Source organism: Cellulomonas sp. (genome assembly GCF_035634735.1).
In the GTDB taxonomy this organism is placed as follows: domain Bacteria; phylum Actinomycetota; class Actinomycetes; order Actinomycetales; family Cellulomonadaceae; genus Cellulomonas.
On the sequence record NZ_DASQCJ010000044.1, the window covers coordinates 1 to 12,807 of the forward strand.

The 12,807-nt window shown below is 77.6% G+C and carries 12 protein-coding genes and 1 riboswitch; of the genes, 11 read left to right on the forward strand and 1 reads right to left on the reverse strand.

Annotation, left to right across the window (positions count from 1 at the left end):
* The first annotated feature begins 92 nt into the window (after positions 1 to 92).
* Positions 93 to 196, forward strand: a riboswitch (SAM riboswitch).
* 42 nt (positions 197 to 238) lie between these two features.
* Genes VER05_RS04200 through VER05_RS04215 form a run of 4 tightly spaced genes read left to right on the forward strand, consistent with a single transcriptional unit; the run spans position 239 to position 4,063 of the window.
* Positions 239 to 874: an NADPH-dependent FMN reductase gene (locus VER05_RS04200; protein WP_324844146.1), complete on the forward strand. Its 636-nt coding sequence runs from the start codon at positions 239 to 241 to the stop codon at positions 872 to 874.
* On the forward strand, positions 871 to 1,452 hold the full coding sequence (locus VER05_RS04205) for a flavin reductase family protein (RefSeq protein ID WP_324844147.1): 582 nt from the start codon (positions 871 to 873) through the stop codon (positions 1,450 to 1,452). The genes VER05_RS04200 and VER05_RS04205 overlap by 4 nt, the downstream gene beginning before the upstream one ends.
* A 41-nt stretch (positions 1,453 to 1,493) precedes the next feature.
* Complete coding sequence (locus VER05_RS04210; protein ID WP_324844148.1) at positions 1,494 to 2,630, forward strand: nitrilotriacetate monooxygenase; 1,137 nt, start codon at positions 1,494 to 1,496, stop codon at positions 2,628 to 2,630.
* 11 nt (positions 2,631 to 2,641) lie between these two features.
* Entirely contained in the window at positions 2,642 to 4,063 is a 1,422-nt protein-coding gene (locus VER05_RS04215; protein ID WP_414647551.1) for an NtaA/DmoA family FMN-dependent monooxygenase, read from the forward strand.
* 19 nt (positions 4,064 to 4,082) lie between these two features.
* Here VER05_RS04215 and VER05_RS04220 read toward each other — a convergent pair whose 3' ends face one another.
* The gene (locus VER05_RS04220) at positions 4,083 to 4,448 is read right to left on the reverse strand and encodes an STAS domain-containing protein (protein WP_324844149.1); all 366 of its coding nucleotides are present in this window, start codon (positions 4,446 to 4,448) and stop codon (positions 4,083 to 4,085) included.
* 155 nt (positions 4,449 to 4,603) lie between these two features.
* On the opposite strand from VER05_RS04220, the gene VER05_RS04225 reads away from it, so the two are divergent.
* From VER05_RS04225 to dctA, 7 genes are all read left to right on the forward strand, one after another.
* Complete coding sequence (locus tag VER05_RS04225) at positions 4,604 to 4,999, forward strand: ATP-binding protein (RefSeq protein WP_324844150.1); 396 nt, start codon at positions 4,604 to 4,606, stop codon at positions 4,997 to 4,999.
* A gap of 131 nt (positions 5,000 to 5,130) precedes the next feature.
* Positions 5,131 to 6,507, forward strand: a complete 1,377-nt coding sequence (locus VER05_RS04230; RefSeq protein ID WP_324844151.1) for a PP2C family protein-serine/threonine phosphatase — start codon at positions 5,131 to 5,133, stop codon at positions 6,505 to 6,507.
* A gap of 32 nt (positions 6,508 to 6,539) precedes the next feature.
* Entirely contained in the window at positions 6,540 to 7,694 is a 1,155-nt protein-coding gene (locus VER05_RS04235; RefSeq protein WP_324844157.1) for a MalY/PatB family protein, read from the forward strand.
* Positions 7,695 to 7,757: 63 nt separating this feature from the next.
* On the forward strand, positions 7,758 to 8,969 hold the full coding sequence (locus VER05_RS04240) for an alpha-hydroxy acid oxidase (protein WP_324844152.1): 1,212 nt from the start codon (positions 7,758 to 7,760) through the stop codon (positions 8,967 to 8,969).
* 109 nt (positions 8,970 to 9,078) lie between these two features.
* On the forward strand, positions 9,079 to 10,221 hold the full coding sequence (locus tag VER05_RS04245; RefSeq protein WP_324844153.1) for a GNAT family N-acetyltransferase: 1,143 nt from the start codon (positions 9,079 to 9,081) through the stop codon (positions 10,219 to 10,221).
* 68 nt (positions 10,222 to 10,289) lie between these two features.
* Positions 10,290 to 10,970 carry a response regulator transcription factor gene (locus tag VER05_RS04250; protein WP_324844154.1) on the forward strand — a complete coding sequence of 227 codons (681 nt, stop codon included), beginning with the start codon at positions 10,290 to 10,292 and terminating at the stop codon, positions 10,968 to 10,970.
* Between the two features lie 171 nt (positions 10,971 to 11,141).
* Positions 11,142 to 12,635 (forward strand): C4-dicarboxylate transporter DctA, encoded by a 1,494-nt coding sequence (gene dctA, locus VER05_RS04255; RefSeq protein WP_324844155.1) that lies wholly within the window; start codon positions 11,142 to 11,144, stop codon positions 12,633 to 12,635.
* Positions 12,636 to 12,807 lie beyond the last annotated feature (172 nt).

Genomic DNA, 12,807 nt, shown 5'->3' on the forward strand with positions numbered 1-12,807 from the left:
AGGTCCCAGGCGTTCGCACGGTCCCGGATCGTGAGAACTCCCCCCGCGGGTGGGCCCGGGCACGGCGGACCGGTGCTAGACCTCCGCCCCGAGGTCACGAGTCCCAGCGCCAAGCCCCGGCTGGCTGGGCAGCAACCCCACGTCACGGCGGGGTGCTCCGGGAGATGACCTGGCCGTCGGCCGGCTCGCGCCGCTCCGCCGCACGGCAACCGTGATCGACCCCCCTTGCGAGGCCACCATGTCGTCCCCGTCCGTCGTCGCCGTCTCCGGGAACCCGCGCGCCGGGTCCCGCACCCTGGGCGCCGCGCGCTCCGCCGCCGAGCGCCTGGCCGCGCTCGCGTCCGCCGACCCCGCCGACCCCGCCGCCGTCGAGGTCGTCGACCTCGCAACCCTCGCCGGCGAGCTGCTCGCCCCGGCGCACCCCGCCGCCGACGCCGCGCTCGCGCGGGTCGCGGCCGCCGACCTCGCGGTGATCGCGACGCCCGTGTACAAGGCGTCGTACACCGGGCTGCTCAAGGCGTTCCTCGACCTGTACGGCGCGGACGGCCTCGCCGGCGTCGTCGCGGTGCCGCTCGTGGTGTCCGGCAGCCCGGCGCACGCGCTCGCCGGCGAGGTGCACCTGCGGCCGGTGCTCGTCGAGCTCGGCGCGGTCGTGCCCGCGCGGTCGCTGACGCTCACCGAGGCCCAGCTGGCCGACCTCGACCCCGCGCTGGACGCGTGGCTGGCCCGCGCCGCCGCGCCGCTGCGCCGGGCGCTGGGCCTCGCCGCCGGGTCCGCCCACCCGACAGCCGCCGCCCCGGCCGCCGCACCAGCCGTCGCTCCGGCCGCCGCTCCGGCCGCCGCCCCCGCCCACCTCGCGGGGGCGGCACGGTGACCGCCGAGCGCACCGACCTGGGCCCGCTCGAGCGGCTGCTCGCCGAGCAGGACGAGCCCCAGCTCGACCCGCAGGAGTTCAAGCGGGTGTTCCGCCGGCACCCCGCCGGGGTCGCGGTGGTCGCGCTGCGGCACGCCGGCCGGCCGGTCGGCTTCACCGCCACCTCGGTCATCTCGGTGTCCGCCGCCCCGCCGCTGCTCGCGTTCTCGCTCGCGTCCACGTCGTCGTCCTGGCCCGCCGTGTCGGCGGCGCCGACGCTGGCGGTGAGCTTCCTCGCCGACCACCAGGACGACGTGTCCGCGCGGTTCGCCACCAGCGGCCTCGACCGGTTCGCCGCCGGCGGCTGGACCGCGCTGCCCACGGGCGAGCCCGTGATCGACGGCGCCGTGTCCTGGGTGCGCGCCCGGGTCGTGCAGCGCACGCCCGTCGGCGACTCCTACCTCGTGTCGCTGCGCGCGCTGTCCGCGGGCGGCCCGGGCGGGCCGGGCGACGCCGCGGACAGCGCGCGCAGCGACACCTCCCCGCTGGTCTACCACGACCGCACGTACCACCGGATCGGCGCGCACACGGCGCTCTGACGCCGCCGCCCCGCCGCCCGCACCCCCACCGGAGACCCACCGTGACCGACTTCCCGCACCCCCCGCTCGTCACCGGCCTCGACGTCGACGGCGCCGGCGCGCACCCCGCCGCCGCCGCGCTGTCCGGGCTCGACCCCGCCGACCTCGTGTCCGGCGCCCGGCTGGCCCGGGCCGTCCGGCACGCCGAGCACGCCGGCCTCACCTTCGTCACGTTCGCCGACGCCGCGCTGCCCGCCGTCCCGGGCTCGCCCGCCTCCGCCCGGCTCGACGCGGTGACCCGCGCGGCGTTCGTCGCCCGCACCACCACCGCGATCGGCCTGGTGCCGGAGGTGCCGACCACCTACCCCGAGCCGTTCCACGTCGCGACGCAGCTCGCCTCGCTCGACCTCGCCGCGTCCGGCCGCGCCGGCTGGCTCGCCGCGGTCACCCCGGGCGACGCCGCGCCCGCCGCCTACGGGCGCGCCCCGGTCGCCGACCTCGGCCGCGAGGCCCGGGACGTCGTCCAGGTGGTCCGCGACCTGTGGGACTCGTGGGAGGACGACGCGGTGATCCGGGACGTCGCCACCGGCCGGTACGTCGACCGGGACCGGATCCACCGGGTCGACTTCGCCGGCGAGTCGTTCTCCGTGGTCGGACCGCTCATCACGCCGCGGCCGCCGCAGGGCCAGCCGGTGGTGCTCGCGCGGGCCGGGGACGTCGCGGGGCCCGGCCGGGACGGCGAGCGGCTGGTGGACGTCGTGCTCGTCGGCGGAGAGGACGCCGCGGGCGCCCGGGCCGCCGCCCGCGCCGTCGTCGACGCCGATCCCGGCGCGCGGGCCGTCGTGGAGGTGCAGGTCGTCCTGGACGCGGTGGGGCGCACCGGCGCGGACCGGCTCGCGGAGCTCGACGCCGGGCCCGCCGGCCCGTGGGCCGCGGGCGCCGCGCTGCGGCACGTCGGGCCGGCCGCGGGGCTGCGCGCCCTGCTCGCCGAGCTCGCGGACGACCCCGCCGTCGCCGGCGTCCGGCTGCTCGCCGCGTCGCTCGACGCCGACCTGCCGGCGCTCGCCCGGGACGTGCTGCCCGCGCTGCGCGCCGACCGCCGCACCGCCCCGCCGCGCTCCGGCGCGACCCTCCGCGACCACCTGGGCCTGGCCCGGCCCGCGAACCGCTTCGCGGGTGCCGCCCGCGCCACCGCCTGAGGAGACCCGCCGTGACCGAGCAGACCGAGCAGACCCGTCGCGCCGACGAGGACGCGCACCCGATCACCCGCCCCGACGCCGAGGTGCACTTCGGCGTCTTCTTCCAGGGCGTCAACCACACGACCGTCTGGTCGGACCCCGAGTCCGGCTCGCAGACGGACTTCGCGTCGTTCGAGCGGGTCGCCCGCACGGCCGAGCGGGGACTGTTCGACGCGTTCTTCCTCGGCGAGGGCCTCCGGCTCCGGGAGAGCCGCGGCCGGCTGCACGACCTCGACGTCGTCGGCCGCCCGGACGCGATCACCCAGCTCGCCGCGCTGGCCGCCGTGACCGAGCGGATCGGCCTGGTCGCGACCCAGAACACCACGTACAACGACCCGGTCGACCTGGCCCGGCGGCTCGCGAGCCTGGACGTGCTGTCCGGCGGGCGCGCGGCCTGGAACGTCGTCACCACCGACAACGCCTGGACCGGCGAGAACTTCCGCCGCGGCGGCTACCTGGACCACGCCCGCCGGTACGACCGCGCCGCGCAGGTGCTCGCGACGGCCCGGCGGGTCTGGGACGCGTGGCCCGACGCCGGCGCCGGGACGGTGGCGCGGGTCGAGGCGCACGGCGACCTGCTGGACGTCGCGATCGACCCGACCACGCCGCGCAGCCCGCAGGGGCACCCGGTGATCTTCCAGGCCGGCGACTCGCCGCAGGGCCGGGACTTCGCGGCGCGGTCGGCGGACGTGATCTTCTCCCGGCACGGCTCGGTGCTGGCCGACGCGCTGGCCTTCGCAGCGGACATCCGGGCGCGCGCGGTCACGGCGGGCCGGCCGGAGGACGACGTCAAGATCTTCCCCGGCACCACCGTCGTCGTCGGCGACACCCCGGCCGAGGCCGAGGAGAAGGCGCGCTGGGTCGCCCGGCAGCAGGTCACGCCGGCCACGGCGCTGCACGTCGTGGGCACCATCTGGGCCGAGGACCTCAGCGGCTACGACCCCGACGGCCCGCTGCCGGCGCACGACCCGGTCGTGGCGGAGCTCGGCGGCGAGGGCGGCTCGTCCACCACCGGCGCGCGGACGCACGAGGTGGCCGCCCGGTGGCGTGCGCTCGCCGACGCCGAGGGGCTGTCGATCCGGGACCTGGTGATCCGGGTGTCCGGCGAGCGCGGCTTCGTCGGCACGCCGTCCGCGGTGGCCGACCGGCTCGTGCGGTTCGTCCGCACCGGCGCCGTCGACGGGTTCAACATCAGCCCGTGGATCGTCCCGTCCGGCCTGGACGACCTCGTCGACCGCGTCGTGCCCGAGCTGCAGGAGCGCGGGGCGTACCGGACCGCGTACGCGGGGACCACGCTGCGCGAGCACCTCGGGCTGCGGGCCCCGCTCACGCGGCGCGGCGCGGGTGCCGATGGCGCCGTGGTCGCGCGGGAGGCGGCGCCGGCGGGGGTGTGACGGCCGGGTCCCGGCCGGCTCAGCCCTCGGCCGGGACCAGGTCCAGCACCGAGTCCAGCCCCGTCACCTGGAGCGTCATCAGCGGCGCCCCGGCCGCGCCGCGCACGCGGAGCCGCTCGGGCCGCCGGTGCGGGGCGATCGACACGAGCAGCGCGATCGCCGACGAGTCGATGAACGTCGCGCCGCTGAGGTCGACCTCCTCGACCCCGGCCGCCGCGAGCGTCCGCCCGGCGGCCACCTCGTCGACCCCGAGGCTCTCCGCGAGCCGGTGCACCACGTCGATGTCGATCTCGCCCTCGGCGCGCAGCACCGCGGGGCGGTCGGGGTCGACGTGCAGGCGGCCGCCGGGCGGCTGGTCGCCCGCGGGCGTCGGGAGCGTCGTCACGGGGTCAGTATGCGGGCGGCGGCCCGAACCGTCGCGCCGAACGACGGCGGCGGGTTCCGGCGGCTCGCCGGCGGGGGTGAGGGGCGGGGTGAGGTCGGCCGGCGCCCGGGCCGCGTCGGAGCGCCGCGGGCCGCGGCGTCGGCTACGGTCGGCGGGTGCACGGGACGAGACGCGGTGACGAGCGCGCGTTCCCGTCGTCGGCGTCGTCCCTGGCGAGCGCCCGCACCTGGTCCATGGAGCGCGCGACGGCGGCCGGGGCGCCCGCCGAGGTGGTGGACGCCGTCCAGCTCGCCATGAGCGAGGCGTTCACCAACGCGCTGCGGCACGCGCCCGGGACCCGGACGATCACGGTCGGCGTGGCCGGCGCCCGGCGGCAGCTGACCTACGAGGTCGGCGACGCCGCCGCCGCGGCGCTCCCCCGCCGCCGCAGCAACCGCGAGGGCCTGCCGGGCGGGCACGGGCTGCACATCCTGGACGCCGTGACGTCGGCCTGGGGCTGGCGGCCTGCCCCCGACGGCGGCAAGGTCGTGTGGTTCACGATCCGCTGGTGACGCGTCGCCGCCCGGCCGGGGCGGACGCGCCCGCACCCGCGCGCGCGCCGGTGCGCCCGCCTGACGTACCGTCTGCCCCATCGGCCCTCCTCGAGCGCACGGGGCGGGCCTCCGGGGCGAGAGGTGGCCAGGTGCGGGAGACGACCACGGAGCAGCGCTCCCTCGTGTCGGCCGTCGCGACGCGGCTCGGCAGCACGATGGACGCCGACGAGGCGGTCGCCCGGCTCGCCCGGCTGCTCGTGCCGGCCGTCGCCGACTGGTGCCTGGTCACGCTGGTGGAGGACGACGAGTCCCGCGCCCCGCGCCGGCGGCTGCGCGACGTCGGGTGGTGGCACGCCGACCCCGAGCGGCGCGATCTCGTGGCCGCGTACGCCCGGGCGCGGATCGGCGCGCTGGTCCCCGGGTCGATGCTCATGCGCGCGATCGACTCGGGCGACGTGGTGCACGTGCACGACGCCGCCGTCGAGGCGCTGGACCGCGTGCTCGCCCCCGGGCCCGCCCGGGACCTGGTCGAGCGCCTCGCGCCCACGTCGCTGACCGTCGCCCCGCTGAAGAGCCGCGGCCGCACGCTGGGCGCCGTGACGCTGTTCAACGGCCCGCACCGGGCGCCCCTGGAGCCCGGCGAGGTCGCCGCGGTCGTCGAGGTCGCCGCCACGGCGGCGCTGGCCCTGGACAACGCGCGGCTCTACCGGCGCCAGCGCGACGTCGCGGCGACCTTCCAGCGCAGCCTGCTCACCGCCCCGGTCGAGCCCGACCACATGCAGGTGGTCGTCCGCTACCAGCCCGCCGCGGAGGCCGCCCGGGTCGGCGGCGACTGGTACGACGCCTTCATGCAGCACGACGGCGGGACGATGCTGGTCATCGGCGACGTCGTGGGGCACGACGTCGAGGCGGCGGCGCTGATGTCGCAGCTGCGGTCGATGCTCCGCGCGATCGCGGTCGTGACCCGGAACAGCCCCGCCGACGTGCTCACCCTGCTCGACGCCGCCGTCCGCACGCTGCGGATCCCCGCTCTGGCGACGCTCGTGGTGGCGCGCGTCGAGCAGACCCCCGCGGAGCGCGCCGCCGGCCGCACCCGGCTGCGCTGGTCCAGCGCGGGCCACCCGCCGCCGGTGGTGGTCGACGCCGACGGGACGGTCCGCGCGCTCGACGAGGACCGGCCCGACCTGCTGCTCGGGCTCGACCCGGACCGGCCGCGCGTGGACCACGAGACGGTGCTGGACCACGGCGCGACCGTCCTGCTGTACACCGACGGCCTGGTCGAGCGCCGGGACCGCCCGCTGCGCGCGGGGATGGCCGACCTGCGCGCGGCGCTCGGCCGGCACCACGCCCACGACCTGGACACGCTGTGCGACACGCTGCTCGCGGAGCTGCCCGGCGGTCCGGGCGAGGACGACGTCGCCCTGGTGGCCGTGCGGCTGCACCCGCAGGACGAGCCGCGGCCCCCGGAGGCGGGGCCGGTCGTGGTCCCGCCGGACGTGCCGGACGTGCCGGGCGCGCCGGGCTGACCCGAGCGCCTACCCTGCGGAGCGTGCCCCCGATGACCCAGGCCCACCCGCTCGACGTCCTGCGCCGCCGCGGCAGCGAGAAGTGGGCCCAGTACCCCGACGACGTGCTCCCGCTGTTCGTCGCCGAGATGGACTACCCGCTCGCGCCCGCGATCACGGCGGCGCTGCGCGAGGCCGTGGAGCGCGGCGACACCGGGTACGTGCACTCCTCGGGCGGCGGCGCCAAGGAGGCCTTCGCGGGCTACGCCGCCGACGCCTGGGGCTGGGCCCCGGACCCCGCGCTCATGCGCACGGCGACCGACGTCAGCGTCGTCATCGTCGAGGCGCTGCGCCGGCTGGTCGAGCCCGGCCAGGGCGTGGTCATCACGCCGCCCGTCTACCCGCCGTTCTTCGAGCTGGTCCCCGAGGCCGGCGCCGCGGTGGTCGAGGTGCCGCTGCTGGACGACGGCGCCACGTACCGGCTCGACCTCGACGGCATCGACGCGGCCCTGGCGTCCGGCGCGGCCCGCGGCGTGCTGCTCTGCCACCCGCACAACCCGCTCGGCCTGGTGCACGACCGCGCCGACCTGGCCGCGCTCGCGGAGGTGGTCGAGCGGCGCGGCGGGTTCGTGCTCAGCGACGAGATCCACGCGCCGCTCACCCACACCGGGCGCACCTTCACGCCCTACCTCGCGGTCTCCGACGCGGCGCGGGCCCACGGCGTCGCGGCCGAGTCGGGCAGCAAGGCGTTCAACCTCGCGGGGCTCAAGTGCGCGCTGGTCGTGACGGCGGGCGGCCCGATGGCCGACCTGGTGCGCGGCCTGCCCGAGGAGGTCACCGGCCGCACGGGCCACTTCGGCGCGATCGCCACCCGGGAGGGGTTCGCCCGCGGGCGCGACTGGCTGGCCGGCACGATCGCCGCGATCGAGCACAACGCCGACCTGCTGGACCGGCTGCTCGCCGAGCGGCTGCCGCAGGTCGGCTACCGCCGCCCGGGCGCGAGCTACCTCGCGTGGCTCGACCTGTCCGCGCTCGGCTGGGGCGACGACCCCGCGGCGCGCGTCCTGGCCGACGCCCGCGTCGCGCTGACCAGCGGCCCGGACTTCGGCCGCCAGGGCGCGGGGTTCGCGCGGCTGAACCTGGCCTGCTCCCCCGAGGTCCTGACCGAGGCGGTCGACCGGATCGCCCGCGCGGCCGCCGCGGGCTGACCCGGGCCCGCGCCCGGTGCCGCGTTCCTGCGCCGAGCCGCCCGCCGAGGGAGGATCAGCGACATGACCGAGCGCCAGCTGCCGAAGTGGTCCGAGCTCAAGCCGCTGCTGCGGCCGAAGCCGGTCCGGCTCGACCCCACGCGCCGCCGCCTGGAGGACGCGCTCACCATCGCCGACCTGCGCACGGTGGCCCGCCGCCGCACGCCGCGCTCGGTGTTCGACTACACCGACGGGGCCGCCGAGGCCGAGATCAGCCTGCGCCGCGCGCGCCGGCTGTTCCGGGACCTGGAGCTCCGGCCGTCGATCCTCCAGGACGTGTCGGACGTCGACACCACCACCGACATGCTCGGCAAGCCGGCGGCCGTGCCGTTCTCGTTCGCGCCCACGGGGTTCACGCGGATGATGCACCACGAGGGCGAGCGCGCCGTGGTGCGGGTCGCCCAGCTCCGCGGCATCCCGTACGCGCTGTCGACGATGGGCACGACGTCGATCGAGGACGTGGCGGCCGCGGCGCCGGAGGCCCGGAAGTGGTTCCAGCTCTACGTCTGGAAGGACCGGTCCGCCGGCGAAGACCTGATGGCCCGGGCCAGGGCCGCCGGGTTCGAGGCGCTGCAGCTCACCGTGGACGTGCCGGTCGCCGGCGCGCGGCTGCGGGACACCCGGAACGGCTTCTCGATCCCGCCGGCGCTGTCGGTGCGGACCGTGCTCGACGCCGGGACGCACCCCGCGTGGTGGCTGAACCTGCTCACCACCCGGCCGCTGGAGTTCGCGTCGCTGCAGTCCTGGGGCGGGACGGTCGCCGACCTGCTGGACACGCTGTTCGACCCGACGATGACGATCGCCGACCTGGAGTGGCTGCGCGCCTCCTGGGACGGGCCGCTGGTCATCAAGGGCATCCAGACCGTCGAGGACGTCCGCCGGGTGGTCGACGCCGGGGCGGACGCGATCGTGCTGTCCAACCACGGCGGGCGGCAGCTCGACCGGGCGCCGGTGCCGCTGCGGTTGCTGCCCGACGTGAAGGAGGCGGTCGGCGACCGCGCGGAGGTGTGGCTGGACACCGGCATCCTGTCCGGCGCCGACGTGGTGGCGGCGCTCGCGCTCGGGGCGGACGCGACGATGGTCGGGCGGGCGTACCTGTACGGGCTGATGGCGGGCGGTGAGCGCGGCGTCGACCGGGCGGCCGAGATCCTCACCCGCGAGGTGCGGCGCACGATGGCGCTGCTGGGCGTGCGGAGTGTGGGCGAGCTCGGCCCGCAGCACGTGCGGCTGCCGTAGCGCGGGCGCGCACCCGCCCCGGCTCCCCCGCTGGGCCGGGCGGGTGAGCCCCGGCCAGTTCACCCACGAATCGGGACAAACCGCAGCAAAACGGCCCTACCGTCGGCGCATGGAGATCCGGCTCGTGCCGCTGGCCGACATCACCGCCGACGACGCCCGCGCCTGGCAGCGGCTCGCGGCGGACGCGCTGGCGCCGAACATGTGCCTCGACCCGCGGTTCCTCACGACGGCCCGCAGCCGGTCCGACGCGCACGAGGTGCGGGTGCTCGCCGCGACCGACGGCGGCGAGTGGCTGGGCGCCCTGGCCGTCACGACCAAGCGGGTGGCCCCGCGGCTGCCGGTGCGGGCGCTGACCACCGGCGGCGACTTCATGACGTCGCAGTGCGACCGGCACCACCCGCTGCTGCGCGCCGGCCGCGCGCCCGAGGCGCTGGACGCGCTGCTCCGCGGGGCGCCGACGGTCGGGCTGCCCGGGCTCGCGCTGCTCCGCCGGTTCCCCGCGGAGGGGCCGCTCGCCGACGTGCTCGACGAGGTGGCGACGCGGCGCCGGATGCGGGTGCACGAGCGCAGCCGGGACGTCGGCGCCTGGGCGCCCCGCGCCGCGTTCGACGTGCTCGCGGTGCCGGACCCGGTCGACGGGGCGGTCGTGGACCCGCCGCTGTCGACGGCGCACCTGCGCACCGACGACGCGCGCAACGTCCGGCGGGTCGCGCGTGGGCTCGCCCGGGAGCTCGGGGGGCCGCTGGAGCTGCGCGACGAGTCGGACGACCCGGCCGCCGTCGACCGGTTCGTGGCGCTGCAGGCCGCGGGCTGGAAGGGCGACCCGTCCCGCGGGGGCGCGGCGCTGGGCCTGGACGCCGCCGACGAGCGCTGGTTCCGGGACATGGTGTCGGCGTTCCGGCGGGACGGGGACCTGGCCGCGCTGCGGCTCACCGCGGGCGGCGAGACGATCTGGTCCGGGTTCCACGTCCGGTCGGGCGGCGGCTGGTTCGGGCTGCTCGACGCGTACGACGAGCGGTTCCGGCGGTTCAGCCCGGGGTCCGTGGGCCGGCTCGCCTCCCTCACCTTTCTGCTCGGCACGACGAACGCGCCGTTCGTCGACCCGGGGTTCGGCTCGCACTACGCCGTCGGCGCGCGCCTGTGGCCCGCCGCGCGGCCCCAGGTCGACCTGCTGGTGGCCGCCCGCGGGCCCGCGGCGCACGCGGTGCTGCGGGCGGTCCCGCTGGCCCGGCGGCTGGGCGTCGCGGCCTGACGCGCGGCGCCGCTGGGTGGCATCCGGGCGCCGGCTGAGTGGGGCCGCGCCGCGCCTAGCGTCGGGCCATGCGGGTGCTCGTCGCGACCGACGACGACCGGCTCGCCCGCGCCCTGAGCCGCGCGCTGCGGGCGCACGGCTACGCCACCGAGCAGGCCCGCGGCGTCGCGGAGGCCCGGCTCGCGCTGGCCCAGGTGGCGCTCGCCGCCGTGCTGGTCGACCTGGACCTCGGCGGGGGCGGCGGGCTCGCCCTGCTCCGCGACCTGCGCGACCGCCCGGGCACGGCGGTGCTCGCGGTGTCCCGGCGCGGCGCCGAGCACGCGCGGGTGCGCGGGCTGCGCGCCGGCGCCGACGACTACCTGGTGCGGCCGGTGGGGGCGGCCGAGCTCGTCGCCCGGGTCGAGGCGGTGCTCCGGCGGGTCCGCCACGCGCAGGCCGCCCGCCCCGCGCCGGGGCCGCACCGGGCGGGCCGGCTGGTCGTCGACCCCGCGGCCCGCCGCGCCACCGCCGACGGCGAGGACCTCGGCCTGACCCGCCGCGAGCTCGACGTCCTGGACGTGCTGGTCCGGGAGGCCGGCCGCACGGTGACCCGCGAGCGCCTGCTCGACCAGGCGTGGCAGACCGTGTGGGAGGGCCGGAGCCGGACGCTCGACACGCACATGGCGTCGCTGCGGGCCAAGCTCGCCGGCCGGGCGACGATCTCGACCGTGCGCGGGGTCGGGTACCGGCTGGAGGCGGACGGGGGCTGACGACGGACGGGCCGCGGCGGCGCGGGGGCGGGGCGGGGCGGCGCCCGCGGCGCGGATGTCAGGGCAGTCCCAAGATCGCCGCCGGCTCGTGGTTGTGACCCCCGTCACACTCCTACCGTCGGGGCACCGCCCCACCCTCCGGGGCGGCCGACCACGACGAGGTGGTGCGCCATGGTTCACCTGACGACGACGACCCCGCGCAAGCGCAAGCGGCTGTACCAGCACCTGTACTTCTGGGTGCTGCTCGGCATCGCGCTCGGCATCACGTTCGGCCTGACGATGCCCGAGGCCGCGGCCCAGACCAAGTGGATGGCCGACCTGTTCATCAAGCTGGTGAAGGTCGTCATCGCCCCGACGATCTTCGCGACCATCGTGGTCGGCATCGCCCAGATGGGGAACCTCGCGCGCGCGGGCGGGCTCGCGCTGCGCACGGTGCTCTACTTCAACGTCACGACCGTGTTCGCGCTCGCGATCGGCCTGGTGGTCGTCAACGTGCTGAAGCCCGGGGCGGGCCTGGACCTCGACCTCGCGACCTTCGACACCTCCGGCGCGGACGCCACGCTCGCCACCGCCGCGGAGGCCGGCGGCGAGGGCATGACGTCGTTCGCGCTCAACCTGGTGCCGACGTCGTTCGTCAGCGCGTTCGTCGACGGCCAGCTGCTCCAGGTGCTGCTCATCGCGGTGCTGGTCGCCGTGGCGGTCACGTCGATGGGCGAGCAGGCCACCCCGCTCGTCGCCATGCTCGACACGTTCGCGCACGTGATGTTCGGCGTGATCCGGCTGGTCATGTGGGTCGCCCCGATCGGCGCGTTCGGCGGCATCGCGTTCACGATCGGCACCAACGGGTCGGCGATCCTCGGCTCGCTCGCCGCGTTCATGGGGTCGTTCTGGCTGACCTGCCTGCTGTTCGTCGTCCTGGTGCTCGGCACCGTCTGCCGGCTCGCCGGGTTCTCGGTGTTCCGCTACCTCCGCTACATCCGCGACGAGCTGCTGATCGTGCTCGGCACCTCGTCGTCGGAGACCGTGCTCCCCCGGCTGATGCGCAAGATGGAGGCCGCCGGCGTCCCGAAGCACGTCGTCGGCATGACCATCCCGACCGGCTACTCGTTCAACCTCGACGGCACCGCGATCTACATGGCGATGGGCGCGATCTTCATCGCCCAGGCGTTCGGGATCGACGTCCCGATCGGCACCCAGATCGCGCTGCTGGCCTTCATGCTGATCTCGTCCAACGGCGCCGCCGGGGTCTCCGGCGCCGGGCTCGTCACGCTGGCGGCGTCGCTCACGGCCTTCGACTCGGTGATCCCCGTCGCCGGCATCGCGCTGATCGTCGGCATCGACCGGTTCATGTCCGAGGGGCGCGCGCTCACCAACCTCGCGGGCAACGGGCTCGGCACGATCGTGATCGCGCGCTGGACCGGCGACCTCGACCGCGACCGGCTGCGGGCCGTGCTCGCCGACCCGGGCAGCGTCGACGTGGACGAGCTCGTGCGGGACCACGCGCACGTCGACCTCAACGCGCTGGACCGGCGGCTCGCGACGTCCGAGGAGTTCGCGCGGGAGTTCGCCGCGACGGGCGCGGCGGGGCCGGCACCGGCGGAGGCGGTCCCGGTGGCCGACCCGGCGCGCCCGGCCACCGACCCCGCGCCGCGCGAGCCCGCCTGACCCCGGCGGCAGCGCGCGGCAGCGGGCGGCGGCGCGCGGCGGCGCGGTCGGGTGCGCGATGCTGGGTCGCGCACCCGCCCCCGCCGGAAGGACCCGCCCCGTGAGCGTCGTCGTCGAGACCGCCCGCCCCGACGAGGCCGCCGCCTGCGCGCGGCTGCTGGCCGACGTCCTG